The 24,275-nt window shown below is 57.6% G+C and carries 20 protein-coding genes; 7 read left to right on the forward strand and 13 right to left on the reverse strand.

The window, feature by feature from the left end:
• Positions 1 to 108: 108 nt before the first annotated feature.
• Entirely contained in the window at positions 109 to 426 is a 318-nt protein-coding gene (locus tag CRD20_RS04305) for a hypothetical protein (protein WP_150963407.1), read from the forward strand.
• Positions 414 to 1,976: an alpha/beta hydrolase gene (locus tag CRD20_RS04310; protein ID WP_187404895.1), complete on the forward strand. Its 1,563-nt coding sequence runs from the start codon at positions 414 to 416 to the stop codon at positions 1,974 to 1,976. The genes CRD20_RS04305 and CRD20_RS04310 overlap by 13 nt, the downstream gene beginning before the upstream one ends.
• 108 nt (positions 1,977 to 2,084) lie before the next feature.
• Here the strand turns inward: CRD20_RS04310 and CRD20_RS04315 are convergent, their stop codons facing one another.
• The 7 genes from CRD20_RS04315 to CRD20_RS04345 form a co-directional block, all read right to left on the reverse strand.
• Positions 2,085 to 2,495 (reverse strand): heat shock protein transcriptional repressor HspR, encoded by a 411-nt coding sequence (locus CRD20_RS04315; protein ID WP_070601024.1) that lies wholly within the window; start codon positions 2,493 to 2,495, stop codon positions 2,085 to 2,087.
• Positions 2,495 to 3,691, reverse strand: coding sequence for a molecular chaperone DnaJ (gene dnaJ / locus CRD20_RS04320; RefSeq protein WP_005511752.1), 1,197 nt, complete (start codon positions 3,689 to 3,691; stop codon positions 2,495 to 2,497). Before dnaJ ends, CRD20_RS04315 begins: the two co-directional genes overlap by 1 nt.
• A 60-nt stretch (positions 3,692 to 3,751) precedes the next feature.
• Complete coding sequence (gene grpE / locus CRD20_RS04325) at positions 3,752 to 4,339, reverse strand: nucleotide exchange factor GrpE (RefSeq protein WP_126108218.1); 588 nt, start codon at positions 4,337 to 4,339, stop codon at positions 3,752 to 3,754.
• A gap of 2 nt (positions 4,340 to 4,341) precedes the next feature.
• On the reverse strand, positions 4,342 to 6,183 hold the full coding sequence (gene dnaK / locus CRD20_RS04330; protein ID WP_038626797.1) for a molecular chaperone DnaK: 1,842 nt from the start codon (positions 6,181 to 6,183) through the stop codon (positions 4,342 to 4,344).
• An 854-nt stretch (positions 6,184 to 7,037) separates the two neighbouring features.
• Positions 7,038 to 9,617 (reverse strand): YafY family protein, encoded by a 2,580-nt coding sequence (locus tag CRD20_RS11140; protein WP_255468704.1) that lies wholly within the window; start codon positions 9,615 to 9,617, stop codon positions 7,038 to 7,040.
• Positions 9,618 to 9,907: 290 nt separating this feature from the next.
• On the reverse strand, positions 9,908 to 10,234 hold the full coding sequence (locus CRD20_RS04340) for a DUF4282 domain-containing protein (RefSeq protein WP_048734443.1): 327 nt from the start codon (positions 10,232 to 10,234) through the stop codon (positions 9,908 to 9,910).
• 380 nt (positions 10,235 to 10,614) lie between these two features.
• Entirely contained in the window at positions 10,615 to 11,379 is a 765-nt protein-coding gene (locus CRD20_RS04345) for a cyclase family protein (RefSeq protein ID WP_049181762.1), read from the reverse strand.
• 247 nt (positions 11,380 to 11,626) lie between these two features.
• Here CRD20_RS04345 and CRD20_RS04350 point away from each other — a divergent pair, with 247 nt between their 5' ends.
• Complete coding sequence (locus tag CRD20_RS04350) at positions 11,627 to 12,403, forward strand: enoyl-CoA hydratase (protein ID WP_038626800.1); 777 nt, start codon at positions 11,627 to 11,629, stop codon at positions 12,401 to 12,403.
• A gap of 6 nt (positions 12,404 to 12,409) precedes the next feature.
• Here the strand turns inward: CRD20_RS04350 and CRD20_RS04355 are convergent, their stop codons facing one another.
• Positions 12,410 to 13,018: a YdcF family protein gene (locus CRD20_RS04355; RefSeq protein ID WP_187404896.1), complete on the reverse strand. Its 609-nt coding sequence runs from the start codon at positions 13,016 to 13,018 to the stop codon at positions 12,410 to 12,412.
• Positions 13,019 to 13,808: 790 nt separating this feature from the next.
• Here CRD20_RS04355 and CRD20_RS04360 point away from each other — a divergent pair.
• From CRD20_RS04360 to CRD20_RS04370, 3 genes are all read left to right on the forward strand, one after another.
• Positions 13,809 to 17,192 carry a heterodisulfide reductase-related iron-sulfur binding cluster gene (locus tag CRD20_RS04360; protein ID WP_187404897.1) on the forward strand — a complete coding sequence of 1,128 codons (3,384 nt, stop codon included), beginning with the start codon at positions 13,809 to 13,811 and terminating at the stop codon, positions 17,190 to 17,192.
• Between the two features lie 249 nt (positions 17,193 to 17,441).
• Positions 17,442 to 18,548, forward strand: coding sequence for a histidine kinase (locus CRD20_RS04365; RefSeq protein ID WP_222866199.1), 1,107 nt, complete (start codon positions 17,442 to 17,444; stop codon positions 18,546 to 18,548).
• 133 nt (positions 18,549 to 18,681) lie between these two features.
• Entirely contained in the window at positions 18,682 to 19,335 is a 654-nt protein-coding gene (locus CRD20_RS04370; RefSeq protein ID WP_016421571.1) for a response regulator transcription factor, read from the forward strand.
• A gap of 140 nt (positions 19,336 to 19,475) precedes the next feature.
• Here CRD20_RS04370 and CRD20_RS04375 read toward each other — a convergent pair whose 3' ends face one another.
• The 3 genes from CRD20_RS04375 to CRD20_RS04385 are packed head-to-tail and all read right to left on the reverse strand — an operon-like array spanning position 19,476 to position 21,399.
• A complete protein-coding gene (locus CRD20_RS04375; protein WP_005511781.1) occupies positions 19,476 to 20,075 on the reverse strand; it encodes a hypothetical protein in 600 nt (199 codons plus the stop codon).
• 8 nt (positions 20,076 to 20,083) lie between these two features.
• The gene (locus CRD20_RS04380; protein ID WP_005511744.1) at positions 20,084 to 20,758 is read right to left on the reverse strand and encodes a hypothetical protein; all 675 of its coding nucleotides are present in this window, start codon (positions 20,756 to 20,758) and stop codon (positions 20,084 to 20,086) included.
• 47 nt (positions 20,759 to 20,805) lie between these two features.
• Complete coding sequence (locus CRD20_RS04385; RefSeq protein WP_187404899.1) at positions 20,806 to 21,399, reverse strand: hypothetical protein; 594 nt, start codon at positions 21,397 to 21,399, stop codon at positions 20,806 to 20,808.
• A 518-nt stretch (positions 21,400 to 21,917) separates the two neighbouring features.
• Between CRD20_RS04385 and CRD20_RS04390 the strand changes: the two genes are divergently transcribed.
• Complete coding sequence (locus tag CRD20_RS04390; protein WP_005511778.1) at positions 21,918 to 22,109, forward strand: hypothetical protein; 192 nt, start codon at positions 21,918 to 21,920, stop codon at positions 22,107 to 22,109.
• Positions 22,110 to 22,159: 50 nt separating this feature from the next.
• On the opposite strand, the gene CRD20_RS04395 is transcribed toward CRD20_RS04390, so the two are convergent.
• Together CRD20_RS04395 and CRD20_RS04400 are read right to left on the reverse strand one after the other, a co-directional pair.
• Positions 22,160 to 22,927, reverse strand: a complete 768-nt coding sequence (locus CRD20_RS04395; protein ID WP_187404900.1) for an FMN reductase — start codon at positions 22,925 to 22,927, stop codon at positions 22,160 to 22,162.
• A complete protein-coding gene (locus CRD20_RS04400) occupies positions 22,924 to 24,048 on the reverse strand; it encodes a CE1758 family FMN-dependent luciferase-like monooxygenase (protein ID WP_187404901.1) in 1,125 nt (374 codons plus the stop codon). The genes CRD20_RS04395 and CRD20_RS04400 overlap by 4 nt, the downstream gene beginning before the upstream one ends.
• Positions 24,049 to 24,275: the final 227 nt, after the last annotated feature.

Consider the following 24,275-nt stretch of genomic DNA (forward strand, 5'->3'; position numbering starts at 1 on the left):
CTGAAGTTATCCACAGCGCGGCTTCCTGCGTTGCTTCCGCTCAGAGTTATCCACAGTTCGCTGAAGATGGTCTTCCGCTGCCTTTCGCCACCCAGCAGAATCAAAAACATGGCCGAACACATCACAGTCAACCCAGCTCAACTATCCACCTTAAGTCGTTCCTACCAGCAGATTTCCACTCGTATTGATGGTCTTTCCACCATCGTCGCAGCTGCCCCGGGAAGCGCCGAGCTCACCTCTGCCCTGCCCGGCTCACGGATCGTCCCCGCTGCCTCCACTACTTGTGGAAAGTGGTCGGAATCATTGCTTGCTGCGTGCACAAACATCGACGTTATTGCGCAGGCTGCCGATGCCCTCGCTGTCAGCGCTCTCGCGCACGAGCATGACCAGTCCGCCGCCTTGGAAAAGCTGTCATGGTCACGGTAGGCGAAGCGCTGCTGTGGCGTGTGGATTCGCTGGAGACGCTTGCCCGGGCACTGCGTTCCGGGGCGCGCGCCCTCGCCGATTCCGCCGACAGTTCCCAGGCCGCACTCAACGCGCTTTCAGAGGATGACTTCGCCGGCGACAACCGCAGCGCCGCCGAGGTTTCTGTCACCCACAGCTCCACGCGTCTGCGCCGAAGCAGCGTCGCGCTCGAACGTCTCGCCGCCTGCTGCAGCGACACCGCCGCCATGCTTAACGACGTCATCCGCGAACTTACCGACGCGGTAAACCAGGCAACCAACCTGGGGTTTCAGGTGAACCTGGTTTCTGGTGCGGTGACTCCGCCGGAGGGCATGCTGTCTGCGATTGCGCGCAGCCTCGTTCATCCCAAAATTCCTGCCGGGCCTTTCACCATGGCCGAATGGCGTGCAACCTCGCAGCTGCGGATTCAGTCGGCTTTGGCTGAGCTCAACCGACTCGATGAGAAGGCGGCGGGCGCAATCTCAGCTCTTTCACCACTGGTGGCAACCGGAGCTAGCGGCTCGGGTAGATTGCAGCCATCGCAGGCTGGCAGCGGTACTGGCAACCCTGCTGACAGAGGGCTTGACGGTGGTTGGGACTTGGAATTTGGGAGCGGATTGACTGGGGCGTATTCGAGTAGACCGCTATCGGAGATAGACGCTGCCATGTCCGCTCGCGCTCGGGCTTTGGGGCTGCCTCCTGGACAACTATTGGAGTCCTCGCCTGGACATTCTGCGATTGCGTTCGGTGACGTTGAGCGAGCATCGACTGTGATTACTCTCGTCCCCGGCACCAGCTCTAGCGCGGAGGACGCTAGCAGGCAGTTCGAGCGCGTAGCCGCGACCTTCCACGCCGCCGGTGAAGATCCGGAGGATGTGGCGGTGGTGTTGTTTTCCTATGACGCGCCGCCCGACCTCCGTGAGGCCATACGCACCGAGTATCACAATTTTGCCGCTGAGCGGCTGCAGCATTTGCAAGCTGGTTTGATTGAGCGTTCCGGTGGTGTCGATAGTGGTGACACTGCGATTGCCGGTGGCCTTACTAGCCACGGCACGTCTTCTACTCAGCGGCACGTTGTTGCCGGCTATAGCTATGGGGCGACGGTGGTCTCGCAGGCTTCCCTTGGTAGTGGCCTCTACGCGGATAGGGTGCTGCTCATAGCTCCGCCAGGTGTTGGCCCCGGACTGGAGCGCGCAAACGACATGAAACTACTCAAGCCGGACGGAACAGTCCGACCCGAAAATGAGAATAGCCACCGTGTGGCAGTGGCGACGTCCCCGATGGACCCCATTCGTATTCCTGCCGAACTGGGGATTCATGGGAAAAACCCAGCGGATAAGGATTTCGGCGCGTACACACTCAACCTGAGTGAGCGTGGCCTGTCCATGCGAGATTTGACCGATTTCATGGTCACTCCCGTGCAGGATATTCCTCAAAAGTATCGGCACGTTCAGGGCAACCCGCACATCGAACACTACTTTGACGACGAAGTTTTCACCCGCGAGACCAACCGGTGGCTAACTGACAGCTGACCGGTGTCTCAGATCAGCGGTTGCTAATCCACGGCCAAAATTAACAAGCCAAGAGAAAACGGACTAACCAGCCAACGCTGCTTAGTCCGTTCAATCAGCCGTGTGGGATTATCCTTCCGCACCGCGGTTGTCTTTGTGCCTACGTCGTGTGCGCGGCTCCCACATCACCACTGCCGTAGAGCGTGGGACGTGAACCAGTTCGCCTCGCGAACGACGAGCCTGTGCCTTTGCTTGATAGAGCTGCTCTCGCAGTTCTGCATTTTCCTGCTCAAGCGAATCCACCCGCTCAGTCAGGTCGATGATGGCCTTAATACCGGCCAGGTTGACGCCGTCTTCCTGACTCAGACGCTGAATCTCACGCAGCAGCGCCACATCGCGTTTGGTGTAGCGCCGACCTCCGCCGGAGGTTCGCTGCGGAGTTACCAACCCGAGTCGGTCATAATTACGCAGCGTCTGCGCATGCATGCCCGCGAGATTCGCGGCTACGGATATGACATAGACCTCAGTGTTGTCGGACATTATTTCGCACCTGCCCAACCCTCACGAGGATTGAACCCACTGGCACGTTCCGCTTCGACGTAGGAGCGCAATGCCGAAGTGGCATTGTCGTCCAAATTGGTCGGCACCTTCACACGCACGGTTACCAACAGGTCACCCGGAGTGCCATTGCGCTTCGGGATTCCTCGACCGCGCACACGCAGTGTTCGGCCATCGGCTGTGCCAGCCGGGACACGCACGCGAATCTTGTCACCCAACGTCGGCACAGTAATAGTGCCGCCGAGCGCGAGCTCGCCGAAGCTCACGGGCACCGTGACCTCAAGGTCGTTGCCGCTGCGGGTGAAGACTTCATCCGGACGAACATGAACGGTGACAAAGAGGTCACCGGCCGGACGCCCCCGCAGTCCCGCTTCACCTTGGCCCGCAAGACGGACCTTCTGGCCGTCCACCACACCAGCGGGGACGCGAACGGTGATGGTACGACGGCGGGTGGTCACACCGGTGCCGTTACACTGCGAGCAAGGGTTCTCGATGCGAGTGCCCTGGCCACCACAGTCAGCACACGGACTGGAGAAGCCGAAGGCCCCCTTTTGCTCCTTGACATATCCCGAACCATGACAGGTGGTACACGTCACCGGTGAGGTTCCCGGCGCTGCACCCGAACCATTGCAGTTCGTGCATGGCGACGGGTTGGTGAGCTGCAGCGGGATGGTGACACCTTGGGCAGCCTCGCGGAAATCGAGCGTAATCTCTGTCTCCACATCCGCACCACGGCGGGCCTTCTGCCGCCCGGCAGCACCAGCGCCACCATTGCGGTTTACGAAGCCGCCCAGGAAATCACCTAGGCCACCTGCACCACCAGCATTGCCACCGAATCCGGCACCTCCGCCGAAGAGATCCGACACGTCGAAGTCGAATCCACGTGCACCGGCAGCACCGGCTCCGCCGGCACCTGCGGCACCGGGGAATCGGAAACCACCTGCGAGAGCTGCACGCAGCTCATCGTATTCGCGGCGCTTGTCCTCGTCACCGACCACCGAGTATGCCTCGGAGATTCGCTTGAACTTATCTTCAGCGGCCTTGTTACCCGGGTTCTTATCCGGGTGGTTCTCCCGGGCTAACTTGCGGTAGGCCTTTTTAATCTCGTCGAGTGACGCAGACTTAGAGACGCCCAAGTCAGCGTAATAGTCCTTATCTGCCCATTCCCGTTGAGTCATGGTGCATCTCCTCCTTTCAGAAAAACTAATTCAAAGAAATCTGCGTCACTTGTGTCTCCGCTACTGCGGATCGCCGATGATTACCATCGCCGTACGAATGACACGGTCATTAATTCGGTAGCCCTTGCGCAGCACATTGGCTAGAACCTTGTCATCCCCTTCGGAGAGATCCTGGACAGCCTCGTGGATGTCCGGGTTGAACTCCTCTCCTGCGGCACCAAATTCCTCAACGCCCTGTGCGGTCAGCACGCCGCGGAATTTATCCGCGAAAGCCTTCAGCGGGGTGCCGTCTGCCAAGTCGCCGTGCTCTTCAGCCCGGTCGAGGTCATCAGCCAAAACCAGCAGTTCTCCAGCCAGCTTTGCCTTCGCCTGTACGCGCTCGGCTTCACGGTCTCGGTCAACTCGACGACGGTAGTTTGCGAACTCCGCCGACAGGCGCTGCAGGTCCTCCGTGCGCTCATCCAACTCACGCTGGATGGCTGCAACTGGGTCTGCAGCTTCCTCCGCGGCGGTGTCGCCGGCGGCATTTTCGGTCGCCGGCTCCACGTCGTCGTCAAGCTTGGCCTGCTCGAAGACCTCGTTGACCTGATCGGCCAGGTTGGCCGGCTCCTCCGGGGTGGGCTGGTTTCCCTGATCCTGGTCAGTCATTCTTACTTGTCCTTCTCGTCCTCGTCGACGACCTCAGCGTCAACGACGTTGTCGTCAGCGTCAGCGGCCTCAGCACCCTCGGCTGCGGTTGCACCCTCAGCTGCCTGAGCCTCGTAGATAGCCTTACCCATCTCCTGGCTCTCGGTGGACAGCTTCTCGACGGCGGACTTGATGGCCTCGATGTCGGAGCCCTTCAGAGCCTCGTCGACTTCCTTGGCGGCCTCTTCAACGCGGTCGCGGATGTCCTGGGAAACCTTGTCCTCGTTCTCCGATGCGAACTTGCGGGTCTGGTAAGCCATGGACTCAGCCGAGTTGCGGACTTCCTGCTCCTCGCGGCGCTTCTTGTCCTCGTCAGCGTGCTTCTCAGCGTCCTTGATCATCTGGTCGATCTCCTCCTTGGAGAGGCCGGAGCCGTCCTGGATGGTGATCGTGTTTTCCTTACCAGTGCCCTTGTCCTTAGCGGTGACGTGGACAATGCCGTTGGCGTCGATGTCGAAGGTGACCTCAATCTGCGGGACACCACGCGGTGCCGGAGCGATTCCGCCCAGCTCGAAAGAGCCCAGCAGCTTGTTGGCAGCAGCCATCTCACGCTCACCCTGGAAGACCTGAATCTGAACGCTCGGCTGGTTGTCTTCAGCAGTGGTGAAGGTCTCCGAACGCTTGGTCGGGATAGTGGTGTTGCGCTCGATCAGCTTGGTCATGACACCGCCCTTGGTCTCAATACCCAGCGACAGCGGGGTAACGTCGAGCAGCAGCACGTCCTTGACCTCACCGCGCAGAACACCGGCCTGCAGAGCAGCACCAACTGCGACAACCTCGTCCGGGTTAACGCCCTTGTTCGGCTCACGACCACCGGTCAGTTCCTTGACCAGCTCAGAGACTGCCGGCATACGGGTGGAGCCACCGACCAGCACAACGTGGTCAATGTCGGAAACCGCAACATCAGCATCAGCAATGACCTGCTGGAACGGCTTACGAGTGCGGTCAAGCAAATCGGAGGTGATGCGCTGGAACTCAGTACGGGACAGGGTCTCGTCCAGGAACAGCGGGTTCTTGTCAGCATCAACGGTGATGTACGGCAGGTTGATAGATGCCTGCTGCGAGGAGGACAGCTCAATCTTGGCCTTCTCAGCAGCCTCGCGCAGACGCTGCAGAGCCATCTTGTCCTTGGTCAGGTCAATGCCGTTGCTGGACTGGAACTTCTCAACCAACCAGTCAACGATGCGCTGATCCCAGTCATCGCCACCGAGCTTGTTGTCACCAGCAGTTGCGCGAACCTCAACAACACCATCGCCAATCTCCAGCAGGGAGACGTCGAAGGTACCGCCACCGAGGTCGAAGACCAGAATGGTCTGCTCCTTGTCGGACTTCTCCAGACCGTAAGCGAGTGCAGCAGCAGTCGGCTCATTAACAATGCGCAGGACGTTCAGGCCAGCAATCTGACCTGCTTCCTTGGTTGCCTGACGCTCAGCGTCGTTGAAGTAAGCCGGAACGGTAATAACCGCATCAGTGACGTCATCACCCAGGTAAGACTCAGCGTCGCGCTTCAGCTTCATCAGCGTACGAGCGGAAATCTCCTGCGGAGTGTACTTCTTGTCATCAATCTCGATGTTCCAGTCAGTACCCATATGGCGCTTGACCGAACGAATAGTGCGATCAACGTTGGTGACAGCCTGGTTCTTAGCGGACTGGCCAACCAGGACCTCACCATTCTTTGCAAATGCAACCACCGACGGAGTGGTGCGCGAACCCTCAGCGTTCGCAATCACCTGAGCCTCGCCGCCCTCGAGGACGGAGACACAGGAGTTCGTCGTACCCAAGTCAATACCAACAGCGCGTCCCATGATGAACACCTTTCTAGAAGAGTAAAAGAATTGCCCTTAAGTCTTACGCGCTCAAGTCTGCATTGCCGTAGAAAATCTGTCAAGCAAACTTGAGTGTGTCCGACTCAATGTTTGTCATGCTATGCAACGGACTATGGGGCAAAGTTATTCCCACCCAACTCAACTTTTCTGGAAAGTTCTACATACTTGCAGTTCAGGGCCGCAAAATAATTTTTAGTAACTTGCCCCGGGAACTTTCCCGCAATACAAACCGACTAATCCCCTGACACATTGTGCAGCTACCGGCTCATCGGCAGCGCAGGGCTGGCCAACCCCAACCCCGCCCTTCCGAATCAGCTCTGGCGACTCCGCAATGCACGTCCGATTTTCCCCTGGCGGGGCAATCGAGCCAAGAATTCATCCCACATATTTGGGAGTTTTCCATGCCTCAAGAAAAGCATTCCCACATCCGCCTAGGCCGCAGCCTCGCAGTTGCGTCGGCACGCGTCGCGCTGACTCCCACCTTCCCAGCCGTTGCAACCACACATGTTCACGCAACTCCCTCCTCAGCTCCAATCGGCGGGTACGCCGACCTGGCCTTCGGCGTTGGTCATGGCTGTGACGGTTCGCCGACGCGAAGGTGTCGACAGTTGAGGTGCCGGCGCTGCAGACCTGCGAAAAGGGGTCTATGAACTGGGTCGAAAAGGGCCACGATGATGACTACCCCGTTCCGACTGTGGACCTGGTCGAGAAGTCTGGGGACGACGGACACGACCATGGGAACGGTCATCACGGCAGCAGCAGCCACGGCGACCACGATCACGGCACCGCTATCTCTGCCTCCGCTTCCACCTCGACCTCCCCTCTGTCCCGGCCTACCGCCCAATCCCAATTGACCAGGCAACGCGGATTGTCGCCGCATCGGCGGAACCACCCAGAGCCTCCTGCACCCGCTCATAGCTGTCGTCATCCATGTCGTCGGGAAGCGGGACCTCTATGGGACTGAACCAACGGTCCAAGGTGGAGCACATCTTAAACCTGTCGAGTCGGAATGTTCGCCAGTCGTCGCGGAGCTCATCCCATGCGAGCACGTAGGGACGGCCGAGCTCGACAATGCGCACCGGGCGGATAATCCGCGCTGTCGGCTCGTCGTTTCGGTCGCCATAGAGGATGGACAAGCAGCGCCTTTCTGCAATGCCGGCTCGAACCATGTCCACGTGCTGCTCAAATAAGTCCTCGCCGGTGAGGTAGTCGCGTACGGAGGGGTCGCTTGAGCCGGTACCGTAACCTTCGGGAAGCTCCTCCAAATAGTCCGACTCATCCATCTCTTGGGTGTCCAATAAAAGCATGATGGCATCCCCTCCTTCTGGCCATTCAACGCGCCAGTCGTCGGGGGCTGCCTCATAGAGGTTCACTAGACGAGTGTCGAATATGTCCGCCCGGCGGACGTTCAGGCCATTCGGTCCGGTAACCAGACTCGTCATCAAATCTGCGGTTGTGCACTTCTCGGAGGCATACGCATCAAACACAGCGTCCGTATTCAGCGCTACCTCCGGGTTCCTCCAGGACCTTTCGATATCCTCCACTACTCGCTTATCCATGCGCTTCAACGGAGACTCCGGGATTCGCGAGTAAATCGCCTCATCAAAGCAGTCGAGATCAACATTCTGCCCGCCGTAGTCAACCTGGCAGTGGTCGAAACGTCCAACCAACACCTTGCCGGGAAGATTTTGCAGCGCATACGCGACCTCGGCGCCATCATCCCCGTGTTCATCACAGAGCTCTTCAAGCCAATCAGGGCAGGGGAAGTAAATCAACGCCTCTCGGCCAATAAACCCGTGCACTGAAAGGAATCGACTCCCACTGAACGGGTTGCGGTGAATCTCGGGTGCCCACACGTATGATGCCGTGACTACCGCCTGCCCGTAAATAGGCAGGCCAGTATCCACTTCAGTATCGAGCAACTGCCCGAAGCTCGTCCCAGCAATGTCAGCCTTGGCGCAAAGCTGGCAATCCACAGCCGCATAGTGGTCGAGGGGGTCATGGTGTACGTCTGCACTGATTGCCCCACCCCACGACAGCGTGGGCAGAGACACCCCAAAAAGCACACGCCTCCATTCCGGCATCGTCTCAGTTCGAGCCGAAAGGCTCATCGTCGCCCGGGCATACCGCCCTTCGTCGCCCAAAATTTCTAGAAATCTGCTTGCCGACGCCCACTGCGCTCTCGCCGGTCGGTGCATCATCGACAACAGTGCTTCATTACCACTCGTGATAGAAAAACCGAGGCAACCGCCAATATCGGTCATGATGCGACCGAAGCTAAAATCCTCGTTGAACTCTTGGAAACTGGCGGCCAGCGGATAATTACTTGCCGACGGCACACCGACCTGCGACGGGAAACCTCCATCCAGCAATTCTCTGTCGATTGCGATGGGGAACTGTAAGCGCGATGCCCCAAAGCTGCCACGCCACTCCACCGGTAGGAAGTGCCCGGTAAACAGTGCTTTTCCAGAAACTATCGCGCCCACGGGGTACGGTTCGACCGCTTCAAAAGTGCCCGAAGCGAATGGGTGCGGTGCGCAACAGTGCAGCTCCTTCCCGTCTTTAAACCGCAGGATTAACTCCCAGAATTCCTTTTCAGTCATTCTGTTCTGATGCCGGGTGGCGCTGACAACAAGCCCGGCAATGTCTTCCTCCGGTCCGGTGAGCTCCGACAGATTCGTGCACTCCACCCCAGTCTCATCCTCGGCTTCCTCGCATGAGTTGAACCCTTCTTCCCACAGCTGTGAGCGGAAGACTCGCACCGATGCGACGTCAAAAAGCGCGGTCAGCGCAAGATATCCAAGCTGGCCGATAGTGGACTTCAGGGGCACCTGTGGGAACTCGTCTTCCTCCATATATCCCTCCATCAGAGAGTCCACAATGGAGAACTCACCAGGTCCCTCGAATGGGTTGGATACGTGCAGGTGCGCGCCAAGGTTGAGCGGCACGTACTTCAGCGCAGCCTCAATCTCAGAAGAATCCTCAACTGTCGGTGAATCCACATCGAGCCACTGCAGGTCAACCTGCAAGGTGAAGGAATCAGACGTGGCATCATTGTCTTCATAGTTTTCGTCGAAGGGAATCAGCCCACCACTGTCGAAGAAACACTGCCCTAAATTGCCGCGTTCCTCTCCACCATCGACCGCCGCAACAAAGGTCAAAGCCTTATTTTCATGGGAAAAGAACCCGGGCACCACATTCAATACCCCCACGTTGACAGCCGCCCCCGATGCGTCCACCGCCATTCGGGCAAGAATCGGACGTCCGTCTTCGTCGTCTTGCAACGGCACCAAATCAACCTGCGTCACCTGGCCCCGACTAAAAGTCCCCTCCAACGTCGTGTACGCCCACGACCAGTCTTTGCTGGAAATATCGAAACCAACCGATGCACTGTAGCCCGCCGTATGAGCCATAGCTTGTCTCCTCTAATCCGTTGGGACTTTCGGCTGCTCATAGTGCCAGTCGCTTTACGACGACCGATACCCCAAGGTCTTCACGACCCGACCAGCGGTTATGCCCCCTCGAGCAATGACACCTGCATCATATAATTAGGCCCGGATTGAGTTAGGCGGAACTTTTGACGTATTCGAAAACAGTTCGAAGGCGCCATTTCCACACACTAAATACAAAAGTCGAGCTAGGACTTCTACTTAGCTCTTCCAAGCAGAAGTTCTAGCTCGACGTTAGTCAGCAACTTAAGAGGCTATCTACCTGCATTAGCCTCACGAATGGCTGCAGTATTCTGCGCGATTCGAATCACGGCAATCATACCTTCAAGCCCCAACCGGACTGCGACGATTTGGAGTAGAGCAGGAATCCAGCCAAACAACAGGATGCCAAAACCAGCCAGGAAACCGGCACCAACATCTTCGCCCATCCCGGAAAAACCTGCGATGACGAAGAAGAAATAAATCAACGCGGCAATTGCGATATTGATGATGTAGATGAACTTGGCAAACTGAATGGTGATGAAGCTGGAAAAGCTGAAATCGAAAAGCGCCTGGAAAAACCCACGCGATTCTGCTTTCACCGTTGCTGCCTGAAATCCAGCTGACTGCCCATACTGGCTGTTAGACCCGGTTTGGTACCCATTGCCAGCTCCAGCTGCACCCGGGGTGCCCGCATTATTGTTAGTTCCGTAGTTGTAGTTACCCTGCTGCGCCCAGGTGTCGTACGACTGTCCTCCGGTTCCGGCGCTATTCGCCGATTCGCTGTACGGGTTGTTCTGGCTGTCACCGCTGCTGCTGTGATTTCCAGTGTTGTAGCTGTCGTTGTTGTAATCAGACGGGTTCTAATCGGTCATCAGATGTTTTTCCTTTCCTATCCGCCCACCCGTTTACCGAGCTGGCCCCTGCCTGCATTTCACCACATGCAGAGCTGTTTTATCTGAGAATCTAAAGATAGATGAGACTACGCTGGCAAAACTGCAAAAACTCTAGCCGGGAAGCCTGTCCCATCCTTTGGCTTCGGCCAGGATGCAACGACGAGAGCCCCTGTTTCTGGCACCTGGTCGAGTCCTGCCAGCAGCTCAATCTGCCAGCGGTCACGCCCTAATAGATAGAGCTCCGTCGGCAAGCTTCCACCGTGAGCCACGATGCCAGGGTCCGTATCAGTGGTCTCATGCCCAATCGCCACAATGCCACGGTTGTCTATCAACCATTCGACAACCTCAACGTTCCATCCTGGATAATGGGTCACGCCCTCTTCATCCGCATTGGCCATTGCCTCAGCGTCAGGCCATCGCTTTGACCAATCACTGCGAAATGCGACGAACGCACCGTCCGGGATAGAGCCATTGCGCTCCTCCCACGCTTCCACATCAGCAATCGAAGGAGAGAAATCATTATCCCGAGCGACTTCAGTAGTGAAATCTAGGACGACCAAAGGCAGAATCATCTGCTCGACGCCAATATTGTCAAGAGTTCTCGTCTCTTGGACGAAATGCACAGGCGGATCCACATGCGTACCCCACTGGCCAACAAATTGGTATTGGTCGATTTCAAATCCATGCTCAGCAACGGTGAAAAGCCGTGTTCGCTGTTCGTCGGGAAGCGCCGGGAATTTCGGCTGACCGGCGTGAAACGCGTGCGTCAAATCAACATAGGTGTGGTTTTCCCGAAGCTTGCGAGCAATGTTCCATAGTTCGTGCGTATTTGCGATGTTCTCGTTTGACATAAGGCAAAGTATATAGACAAAGCTGTCTAGTTGGCCAACATAACTACCGACACATCGAGCACCAAAAGACACCAACTCGCCCCACACGGCATCCATCAGCCCAAACAGCCTGACGACACCCGCCACCCCAGGTACCCTCGCACACAGGAAAGACTTTCCAATCCGCAGCCAAATTCTTCAGATTATGAAGTGCTGGGCTACGCATCCGGCTTTCACCAAAAATTAAGCCATCACGAAGGAGCATTTGATGACCACCTACGAAAACATCCTTACCGAAACCCGCGGTCGCGTCGGCATTATTACCCTGAACCGCCCGAAGGCGCTGAACGCCCTCAATCACAAGACCATGGAAGAGATCGGTGCAGCAGCCACCGCTTTCGACAGCGATGCAGGCATTGGCGCGATTATCATCACCGGCTCCGAGAAGGCGTTTGCCGCAGGTGCGGACATTAAGGAGATGGCGGACAAGTCCGGAACCGAGATGTACATCTCCGATTGGTTCGCACGTTGGGATGTTCTGACTTCCGTCCGCACTCCAGTTATCGCCGCCGTTAACGGCTACGCCCTGGGCGGTGGCTGCGAGGTCGCCATGATGGCGGACTTCATCATCGCTGGCGCTAAAGCCAAGTTCGGTCAGCCTGAGGTTAACCTCGGCATCTCTCCGGGTATGGGCGGCTCGCAGCGTCTCACCCGCGCAATCGGCAAGGCTAAGGCAATGGAGATGTGCCTCACCGGCCGCATGATGGGCGCCGAAGAAGCTGAATGCGCGGGTCTGGTCGCCCGCGTCGTCGAGCCGGAAGCGCTTCTCGACGAGGCCCTGAAGGTCGCCGACACCATTGCGTCGAAGTCGCTGGTTGCCACTACCCAGATTAAGGAACAGATCAACCAGGCCTACGAAATGACGCTGTCGCAGGGACTGCTCTTTGAGCGTCGCACCTTCCACTCCCTGTTCTCCTCCAATGACCAGAAGGAAGGCATGGCCGCTTTCACTGAAAAGCGCGAGGCAAACTTCACCAATTCCTAGAAACTGCTAGTTCACAGTCGACGGGACAGCCAGCCACAGAGCAGAGTCGTCGGCAGCAGAATAGGTGTCGCGTGCGCGTGGTGTGTGCGTTGGAGAAGTCACAATGACAGCGGCACGAACGCCGCTGGTTCCCGATTCCGCAAGGTATGCAGTGCCAGCCGCATTTTCAACAGTGGAGTCCGAGTTTGTTTCCATCGTGATTCGCTGCTTCCATACGCCCATGGACGCAAGGGCATCACGCATGTACTCAGCCTCAGTCTGACAGCCCGGCTGAGTACGACCACCCGTGACGACGACCGGGTTAAGCGGATGACGCAGCGCCAGCGAACGTGCAGTTTCCAATCGGGACGTCAAAACAGCAGGAGCACTGCAGTCGGGATTGAGACGGGCTCCGAGCACAATAATCGGCACCTGAGGATCAAGTAGCGCAGTCTCCGCAGCTGCACGTCCGACCGGGGACACCACCACTGGAGTCACAAGCGAGCTATTGAACGCCTTGATTGCGACCGCACTGACCGGATTGGCGTTTGCCACTGCGCCCGAGCCAAAGACCGCACTCGCAGTAAGAATAAGGCATGCTCCAGCCATAGCGATTGCACGGAAAGATCGCGCCATTAAAGTCCCTCTCAAGAAAAAGTGGCACGGAGAAATCCATACCCCACATGCCATTTAGAATCAGGCGGATAAATCCGCAGTATCACGCTGCTAATACTAGGCGCTACACAAAATGGCGCCTACATAAGAATTACGCGGGGGTGGCCAGGCACTCTCTTCGCCACCAAAATAGCACGCCGCCTACCAGGTAAATTGCGGACATAGAGGCTTTTAAATCCACTTGGGATTCATAAAAGTGAGTTACATTTAATGACTTTTTCGTTAACTGCCAGCAAATCCCGGGGTCCGATAGCAAATTATCCACCAAAACACAGGTACAGAAGTCACTATTGTTATTAATGTTAAGAATGTAACGCATGTGAATGCATGTCTGCTTCAGTCAATTTTCGAAGGCCAACACACCACCGAGCACCCTCTCCGTCTCGCGACACAGCCCCGTCCCGACGCTCCAGCGCCACCCCCGCAATGCGTCCGCAAAACATCGAATCGGCAACACTCGACAACTACATACACGCAACGCCGCCGCCACTTCCGCCCATAAAAGCGTGACGACGAAAGTGTCGCGCGCCGTCGTTAAGCGAAGGCGTTAAAACCCGTCGAAACCCTCTCGAATAAAACAACGATTTTTTTGCGTAATTCGTCAAATAATCGCTGGTTACACCGTGTATCGATGAATTCAGCACTATTTTGCACATTAGTTAGGTAAGCGTCCGCGGCTCGTGATAGAACTCACAAGAGAACTATTTTCACTCAGCCATCACCCTGGCTGAGCCAGCCTAGAAGGAACATTATGAGCGTGCTCAACCTCGCCGCGGCGACGGCTGACACGGCGATTCCGGAATCTACCGGATTCACCGTCGCAGTCGGCGTTATTGGCGTCCTGTTGTCCCTGCCCTGCTGGTTCATCTTTATTAAGGGATTCACCCATATGGTGAAGACCATCATGGTGGGCCAAAAGACGTACGGTCACACCGGTGAATGGGGAACCCGTATTTGGACCATGATCCGAGAGATCGTCGGTCACACCAAGATGGCCAAGAAGCCCGGCGTTGCTGTGGCTCACTGGTTCGTCATGGTGGGCTTCCTCCTCGGTTCCCTAGTGTGGTTCGAGGCGTACATTCAGACCTTCTGGCCAGCCGGTGGTTGGCCAATCCTCAGGAATCTGACCGCCTGGCACTTCATCGACGAACTGCTCGGCCTGGGCACCACCCTGGGCATCCTGGCACTGATTCTCGTCCGCCAGACCAACCTGGGCAAGGAGCGTCTGAGCCGCTTCTACGGATCCAACGCCAAGGCTGCCTACTTCGTTGAGGCCGTCGTCCTCATCGAGGGCCTGGGCATGATGTTCGTCAAGGCTGCCAAGCTGGCTACCTACGGCGACCACGGTCACACTGGCGCCGAGGTCTGGACCTGGGCGAACTTCGTCACCGGTGGTATCGCACAGATTCTGCCGGCCTCCGAAGTCATGGTGTCCATCTTCGCGCTGATTAAGCTGCTGTCCGGTATGGTCTGGCTCTTCGTTGTTGGCCGCAACCTCACTTGGGGTGTCGCATGGCACCGCTTCCTGGCGTTCGCCAACATCCTGCTCAAGCGCAACGCTGATGGCTACAACGCCCTCGCTGGGGCTAAGCCGATGACCTCTAACGGCGAGATCCTGAACCTGGAAGAGGCTGACCCGGAGGTTGACTCCATGGGCACTGGCGTGGTCACCGACCACTCCTGGAAGGCTCTGCTGGACTTTACCTCTTGTACCGAGTGTGGTCGCTGCCAGGAGCAGTGCCCGGCCTGGAACACTTCCAAGCCGCTGTCCCCGAAGCTGCTGGTTAACCAGCTGCGTGACCACGCTTACGCTTCTGCCCCGTACCTGATGGCTGGCGAGACCATCGAAACCGCTCGCGAGGGCGAAGGCGCTGGCGCAGCACTCCTGACCAAGCCGCTGGTTGGCGACGGCGACGAGGGCATCATCGACCAGGACGTTCTGTGGTCCTGCACCAACTGTGGTGCCTGTGTTGAGCAGTGCCCGGTTGACATTGAGCACATCGACCACATCGTTGATATGCGTCGTTACCAGGTTCTGGTGGAGTCGGACTTCCCGACCGAGCTGGCTGGCCTGTTCAAGAACCTTGAGACCAAGGGCAACCCGTGGGGCCAGAACGCTTCCACTCGTGCCGACTGGATCAATGAGGTCCGCAAGGAAGGCGTCGTTGTCCCGATTTGGGGCGAGGATGTCGAGAGCTTCGACGATACCGAGTACCTGTTCTGGGTCGGTTGTGCCGGTGCTTACGACGACAATGCGAAGAAGACCACCAAGGCTGTTGCAGAGATGCTTTACACCGCAGGTGTGAAGTACGCTGTGCTCTCCCAGGCCGAGGGTTGTACTGGCGACTCCGCTCGCCGTGCTGGTAACGAATTCCTCTTCCAGATGTTGGCTGAGCAGAACATCGAGCAGCTCGACGAGGTCTTCGACGGTGTGCCGCCGAAGCAGCGCAAGATTGTCGTCACCTGTGCGCACTGCTTCAACACCTTCAAGAACGAGTACCCGGAGCTGGGCGGACAGTACGAAGTTGTCCACCACACCCAGCTGCTGAACAAGCTGGTTCGTGCTAACCGCCTGCAGCCGGTTGCTTCGGGTCAGGGCCGCCAGGTCACCTACCACGACCCATGCTTCCTGGGCCGCCACAACAAGGTATTCGAAGCTCCGCGTGAGCTGATTGGCGCGTCCGGCGCCAACCTCGTCGAAATGCCACGTAATAAGAACACCGGCTTCTGCTGTGGTGCTGGTGGCGCTCGCATGTGGATGGAAGAGACCATCGGTCAGCGCATCAACGTAAACCGCACCGAAGAGGCTGTCGGAACCGGCGCTGAGGCAATTGCCATCGGCTGCCCGTTCTGTAAGACGATGATGAACGATGGCGTCAACAACGTCATCGAGGACGACGAGAAGAAGCCGGAGGTCCTGGACATCGCCCAGATGCTCCGCGACTCCGTGAAGGTCGACGGCGAGCTGCCGCAGGCACGCGAACCGGAGTGGATTGAGCAGCCGGAGCGTGGCTGGGTCGATCCGAAGAAGGCTGAAGAGGAAGAGCGTCAGCGCCTCGAGGAAGAGGAAGCTAAGCGCAAGAAGGCTGAGGCTGCCGAGAAGAAGAAGGCAGAGAAGGCTTCCGCTGCCGGCGCTGGTGCCGCAGCTGCTGGTGCTGCTGCAGGCGCTGCCGCCAAGGGTGGCGCTCCGACTCCGGGTGGTGCTCCGAAGCCGGGTGGTGCCAAGGGCGGCGCACCGACCCCAGGTGGTGCCAAGAAGGGCGCTCCGACTCCGGGTGGTGCTCCAAAGCCAGGCGGTGCCAAGGCCGGTGCACCAACTCCGGGTGGCGCCAAGAAGGGTGCTCCTGCTCCGGGTGGCGCTCCGAAGCCAGGCGGCGCCAAGGCCGGCGCCCCGGTTCCAGGTGGTGCAAAGGGCGGCGCCCCGACCCCAGGCGGTGCCAAGAAGGGTGCTCCAGCTCCGGGCGGCGCTCCGAAGCCAGGCGGAGCAAAGGCCGGCGCACCGGTTCCAGGTGGCGCTAAGAAGGGCGCTCCAGTTCCGGGCGGCGCCAAGGCCGCTAAGCCGGCCGCGCAGGCAGAGCCAGCAGCTGCAGAAACCGAAGCTCCGGCTGAGGCTCCGAAGGCAACCAAGGGCGCTCCGATTCCGGGTGGCGCACGCAAGGGTGCCCCGGTTCCAGGTGGTGCTAAGAAGGCAGCCCCGGCCGCCAAGCCGAAGGCCGAGGAAACCGCTCCCGCCGAGGACACCGCTGCTGAAGTAGCGGCCACCGAGTCCGAGCAGCCAGCAGCTGACCAGCCAGCAGCTGAGCAGCCGAAGACCGCATCCGGTGCTCCGGTTCCGGGCGGCGCACGCAAGGGCGCTCCAATCCCGGGGGGCGCACGCAAGGCCAAGCCAGTCGCCAGCACCCCTGCCCCGGCAGCAGAGGAAACCGAAGCTCAGGAGGCTCCTGCTCAGCCAGAGGCAGAGCAGGCTCCGGCGCAGCCAGAGGTTACCGAACAGCAGTCGGCGGAAGATGCCACCTCCACCGAGCAGGCCACTGAGGCCCCAGCCGAGGAGACGCAGGCGCCGTCGGCAAGCGCTAAGAACCTTCCGCGCAACCAGCACGGAGTTCCGCTGCCAGGATCGGCGCGACGTAAGTAGCGCTCGCTAAGTAAACAGGAATCCGCCCGAGAGGTTATTCTTCCCGGGCGGATTTTTTGTGCTTTACGACGGTCCCTGCGCCACGGCATTAATCATGCAAATGGCACTCTCGACCGCACTGACAATATATTGATTACTGCATCCCGTTAGAGATGACCGCGTTGTGGTGTGGAAAGAGGTCTTGGCGTAGTGATTAAGAAATCGCTGTCACAGATAAGAGACTTTCTGAGGACTCCGGGGTCAGTGGAGATGGTCATTGCGCTGATCCTCACGGCTCTCGATGCGCTAATTTTCCGCGAGAGCAACTCTGATTTATTGTTGCCGACCATTATCGGTGGCCTTCAGGTCATTCTTGTTGCAGTGGCCACGTATTTGCCGCTCTTTGCCATGGTGGTTGTCCCAGCGAATTTCTTGGCGTTGACCTTCCTCCCAACAGAGCAAGCTCCAATGCAGATTTTCTGTGCGCTTCTCATCGTGGAAGTGATGCGTGCTAACAACAACAAGATGCCGGCGAGAATCACTGCGTTGCTCTTGTTGGTGATTTCAAACTACGACGTAAACACAAGTACTTTCGCACGCGACCATGTCGCAACCTTTGTGACAACACTGCTTTTTGTAATTGCCTACGCCATCGGCATGATGCGCAGCCGCTACAAAGAGCAACGCCGGCGGGCAACGATTGAATCTAACCGCGCTCTGGAAGAACAACGCCTTGAGTTGGCGACCGTACTGCACGACTCCACCGCCAAGTCCTTTACTCGCGTAACCATGCTGGCGCAGGCGCTCGCCATCGAGCGAGAAGGGACCGATGAAAAACTTGAAGAATCCCTGGAGGACATCGCAGAGACCTCCCGAGAAGGCCTGCTACAGCTTCGCCAGTTGCTTTCATTGCTGAAATCCGCTGACGACGAGAGTTCTTTGACCTCCGCTATCGGCCAGGATGAGCGAGTTCCCAGCATGAACAAGGTGCTCCAACAGGCCAAAGATGAACTACAGGAAGCTGGGTTTAACGTTTCGCTGGCCACGAGGATCGAAACCGAGCCCTCTTTGACGCAGATTTCAGAGGTTATCTCGCCGGCGCTGTCGGAGTTCTGCACGAACATTCAGAAGTACGGCGAACCGCAAACGAACGTTCACATTCTGGCGCTGAGCAACGAGGAAGATGGCTTCACGCTCGACATCAGCAATCAGGTATCGAAGGCGCTACCGCATTTTCTGCCGCGGGCGATGCTCTCGAGCGGTTTGGGGCTTTCCTCACTGCATCGGCGAGTGCGACCGTGGGACGGTTCCATCACGTCAGAACGAGAAGGAAATGTGTGGAATTGCAAACTCCACATGCCACCTACCAACCAGTAGGTTACGCTAGCGTAAGATTGATGTAGTAGCCGCCTGTGACGAAGATATCTCTCGAAAAGTCCTGGTTAGCGTAGTAATATCACACGATGACAGATATTGTTCGGTTTTTATAACTTCTATGAAAGGTTCGCGGATGTCTGACATTAAGGTTCTCATTGTCGACGACGACCCACTCGTACTCTCGACGCTGCGAACCTATTTCAAGAAGGCACCGCATATCACCGTGGTCGATGAAGCCAGCGATGGCCACGAGGCTCTCAACATTATTGCCCGTGGTGGCGTTGACGTAGTTTTGACCGATATTCATATGCCCAACATGGACGGCGTTGAGCTACTTGAGCGCATTAAGAAGGTGGAGAATCCACCGAAATTCATCGCTATCACCTCATTTGATACCGATGAAACAATGCTGAAAATCTTGAGTCTCGGCGGAAATGGCTACATTCTCAAAACTGCCCGCCCGGAATCTGTCATTGGCACAGTTGAAGATGTCTTCCAGGGTGGCACCGTCATCTCGCCGATTTCTGCGACTCGGCTGATTAAAACTCTGCCGTCCCGCAACATTTCCTCGTACAAGATCACTCAAGCCGAGCGAGAGGTTCTCGGCCTAATCTGCCGCGGTAAGTCAAACCACGACATCGCCAAGGAACTCGGCAAGTCGCCGGGCACTATCAAGAAGCACCTCTCCAGCATGTTCAATAAGTTTGGAGCTACCTCTCGCCTGGACCTGGCGCTGAAAGCAATAGACGCAGGCTTCCATCCGCCGGCATCCGCCGCTGCAGAATAACCAGGGGCTCTGAGATTTGGCCGGTTAGCGGCTCTGAATTGAGCCTTTGCAGGCCCGAGATAGATAGCAAAAAGGGGCATATTCACTTTCGCGAATATGCCCCTTTTACCCGTGCTGAGTGTGGAGAGAGAACTGTGTAACTACTGGATGGTCACCTCGACATGTCGCTCGCGCGGAGCCACACCGAAGTAGCTGCGCCCAATTGGCTCCCACGTCTTCGAGTTGGCGTTGCAGCGAACTGTCTGTCCGGCGAACTCGTCAACCAGGAATCCCCAGCTCAGACGACCAGTTTCACCCTTGCGCACTTCGTATGGTCCGATCTTCTGCCCGAGGCTCCAAACCATCTCTCGGGAGTATTCCCAGGAGTACTTGCGGTTGAGCTCCTTGCTGACCTTCACACTGACAGAGATATTGGTCCACCACTTCTTGGTCTTGGACTCCTTGATGGTCTGCGTCAGCGGAATCGGCTCATCACCGATGTCATTCTTCGTAGAGACAACGCCCTCAACGTCGTAGCGAGAGCCGGTGATTTCCACGAACTCAGCCACCGAACCCGGAGCTTCACAAGTGGTTCCCGGTGCCGGACCGCGGTCAACTGCCGCCGGCTTGGGCACTGGTACCCACTCCTCCGGCGCGAACGGTTCACCGGCTCCTGGATTCGGGGCGGCCACCGCTGTCGGAGCACCGAGTCCGAGCGCAAAGACCGTCGTCAAGCACATGGCGACAACACGCTTTTTCATAACTGCTCCTAGTCGTTAATCGTGGCGGATGCCGGGCCGCCGTCACCGGAGTTACCGCTGACAGGCGCCCACTGCTGACGGTGCTCGCCCTCCTTGGTGGTCTTGTGCCAGACCACGAAGCGAGTCGACGGCCCCTTGCCGTTGTACTCACCGAAGTAGGGCTCACCGCGCCACAGGCCGGTCTTCTGGTCACAGGTGCGAACACGGCCAATGAAGGACTTCATGTGCACGCCGTAGTCTGCGCGAACGGTCTCACCGGGGTTGACGGTCACCGGGCCCAGCTTGTCGCCAACCGACCACTGACTGACCTCGACGATGCCGTACTTGTTCTTCACCCCGTGGAGGAACACGTCCCACATATTTCCGGAGCTCATGGCCTTTACGGACTCGTTGACTCCCTCTGTCACCTCGAGGGTGTACTGAATCGGGCGGTCGGTGCGGTTGGTGAATGAGTTAGTGCCGTTGTAGCGGTCCCATTCGTCGGTAATCCACTGTTCCCAGGGGTGACGCTTGGCATCCTTGACCGGGTCACACTTATCCGTGTTGGTGAAACCGGTGTGGTGCTCATCTTGGTCAGGGGTCTGGGTCAGCGGGGTCGCCGCGGCCTGTCCAACGATGCCTGGTGCAAGAAGACTTGCACCCATCACCGCGCAGGCCAGGGCCTTCTTTTTCAGGCTCAACATGGAGAAACTTCCTTCTGCTTCGAGGTCTTAAAGAGGCTCAGCCCGTCTTAGACGGCGTACTCCTTGACCTGCGGAGCAGCACCGTCGACGGAGCGATCAGCTTCGTTGGCGCGCATGGAAACGCGAATGTGACGCTCCTTCGGGATGGTGCCCCAGTACGGACGACCCGCGTCAATCCACTTTCCGCCCTTACAGGTCAGGTGAGTACCTTCGAAGGACTGATTCAGGAAGCCATACTCCAGAACACCGGTGTAGCCAGGCTTGACTGGGTACGGGCCGAGGGTCTGGCCAACCTCCCAGGTCTGAGTGGACTGGTAGCCGGCGCTAAAGGTGACATGGAAGAGCTTGAGCAGGTCGAAGTCGACCGAACCGCCGACATTCCAGGACTTGGTCTTGCCCTCCTTCAGGGTCTGGGTCAGCGGCAGGTCGGTGTCGCCGTAGTTAGCGACAGTCGCAGTACCTTCGACCTCGAACTTCGAGCCGGTGATCTTCAGGGACTGGCCGGACTGGCCTTCAACGGAGCAGGTGCCACCGACGGTGCCCGGGGTAGGGGCTGGGGCAGCTTCGGCCACCGGGGCGACAGCCAGCGAGGACATGGTAACCAGGGCTGCAATGGAGCCGGAGAGCAGGGTCTTCTTCACGGCGAAATCCTTTCAGGATGTGACGAGCAACTCGTAAGGAAATACTTGAACTGACACCTGCAAAGGTAAGTCGAAATTCAGCGTTTTGTAATGGAAAATTTTCGACTGGCTTTACGACGGCCGCAGCGATTATCCACATAGCAAAAATGGAATCCCACCGATTTCTGCCACGCGAAAATACGACATCTAATTGACCTTGACCAGCAATTATGGGCGCAACAATAAGATTTCGACGATCAATTTAAACGCATTAGAACTACGCCTTTTGAACCAATTCAAAAATGCCTCGGTCGGCCACTTGGTACTAGACAATCAACATTTCGGCCACTAGCCCACCTACATAAAGACACCAGAGAGTAGCCGAATGGCCACCCCCAGGCGCGGGCGGGTAGAGAGACCTCCACACTTCACACTCTTGATTAAATAGTTATGATTTCTTTATTAATCACTGGCGAAGTCCGGCAGTCCACAAAGCCCTGACACTTTGCCGAGGCAGATATCTTTCGGAGTACTACCTAATGTTTCGACGCACTTCCGTTCTTGCTACCACCATTGCATCCGCAGCACTTTCCCTGAGCGCGCTGACCGGCGCCCCGACCGCTACCGCAGCACCGACAGCTACGACCAGCAGCGACGACCTGCAGGTTAAGGAATACGCTCTTTCCGATACCTTCTCTTGCGACTACTACAACCTCCCGTGGTGCCGCTAAAGAGCGCTGACCCCCTACCCCTCCTCTGCCGCCCCTTCACGTGAGCGCGGCTACTTCGCGGTGCCGTCGAGCCCCTCTAGCAGTGTGGCAAAATCCGTGACGTTAGTATCCACCCGCGTGTTTGTACTGCGTCGATGGTTCGGCTCGCTGACACCCTGACTCCTCTCGTTGACCCCGCCCGCTGAATGCGCCGCACCCTTTTCTTCAGCTTCGTTCCCAAAATCTGGACCAAAACCGACTACGGCCGAGCGAACACCGACAAGGTACTCGGCAAGCTCACGAGCTGCACGCACCACGCGATTATTCATCTCCGCGCCGGACACTCCGCCGGCGCCATTTCCGGCACCATCGCCAGCACCAAAGTCCTCAGTGGCTGCAAATACAGCAGTCGGCATAACCGTGCCGCGCAGGTAGCTAAACAGCGGACGCATCGCATACTCCAGCACCAACGAATGTCGTGCTGTGCCAGCCGTCGCAGCAATAATGACCGGCATAGAAGTCAGCGCATCCTTATCCAGGGCGTCGAAAAACATCTTGAACAACCCCGAGTAAGACGCTGCGAACACCGGGGTCGCGGCAATCAATCCATCAGCACCGCTGACAGTCTCGAGGGCGGCGCGCAATTTTTCGTCGTAAAGCCCTGTGGACATCACAGTGCCGAGGCTGACAGCGAGTTCGCGCAGCTCGACGTACTCAATTTGGAGCCCCTCGCCACGCTTGGAGACCTGCGCCTCGACGGCCTCCGCGATGCGGTCGGCAAGGATGCGCGTGGTTGATGGATCGGAAACACCAGCACTTACGACGACGAGCTTTTTCACTGCTGATTCCTTTCAGCCGGGCGGACGAGAAGGTGCGGGGAATCTACGCCTTCGGCAACCAGCGAGGCATGCGTCGGCGGGTCGGAAGGCACGTGCGCCGGGCGGCGGCGCTCAAACTCTTCACGCAGGACCGGAACGATTTCGGTTCCCAGGATTTCAACCTGCTCCAACGCCATTTCCAGCGGCAGGCCGGCGTGGTCGATGAGGAAGAGCTGTCGCTGGTAGTCGCCAACGGCATCTGCATAGCCCAGGTAACGTTCGATAATTTGCTCAGGCGTGCCGACGGTCAGTGGAGTGATGTTCTCGAATTCTTCCAGAGATGGCCCATGTCCATAGACCGGGGCATTGTCGAAGTATGGGCGGAAAATCTCCTTGGCCTTCTTCTCCGTCTCAGCGGCGAAGACCTGACCGCCAAGCCCGACGATTGCCTGATCAGCAGCACCATGACCGTAGTGCTCAAAGCGCTGGCGGTAGAGATTGACCATGGCTGTGGTGTGCTCGATATTCCAGAAAATGTGGTTATGGAAGAAGCCGTCCCCATAGAAGGCGGCCTGCTCAGCAATCTCAGTGGAGCGGATTGAGCCGTGCCACACGAAAGGTGCTACACCGTCGAGCGGGCGCGGTGTGGACGTAAAGGACTGCAGCGGAGTGCGGAATTGACCTTGCCAATCCACATTCTCCTCACGCCAAAGAGTGCGCAGCAGGTGATAGTTCTCGATGGCCAGCGGAATTCCCTTGCGAATATCCTTGCCAAACCACGGATAAACCGGCCCGGTGTTGCCGCGGCCCATCATGAGATCAATGCGACCTTCGGAAAGGTGCTGGAGGTAGGCGTAATCCTCGGCGATGCGCACGGGGTCGGTGGTGGTAATCAGCGTTGTCGAAGTCGACAGAATCAGATTTTCGGTCTGTGCTGTGAGGTTGGCTAATAAAATCGGCGGATTCGCCGGTGCCACAAACGGTGGATTGTGGTGCTGGCCAGTAGCAAATACATCGAGGCCGACCTCTTCGGCCTTCTTCGCTAGGGCGACAGTTGCCTTAATTCGCTCATGTTCAGTAGGGATTTGTCCGGTCGTAGGATCTTTTGTGACGTCGCCAATTGTAAAAATTCCGAATTGCATAATTCTCAATCCTAAATAGCGGTTGTTGACATGTCAACGCCTGTTATGCTGGGCATAAGCACTTAAAACGACTCCATATGAACCGCCTCCAACCAAAGGAGCCTCGCCCAGCCATGACAAAACCCTGCCCCAATCGCCCGGCCGGACGTGCGTTACTAAAAATTATCCGGCATTTTCCTAGAAATTTGTTGACACATCACCACAGCCCTGGTTATAGTTGACATGTC

It is taken from the genome of Corynebacterium sp. LK33 (assembly GCF_014334955.1).
Taxonomy (GTDB): Bacteria; Actinomycetota; Actinomycetes; order Mycobacteriales; family Mycobacteriaceae; genus Corynebacterium; species Corynebacterium jeikeium_D.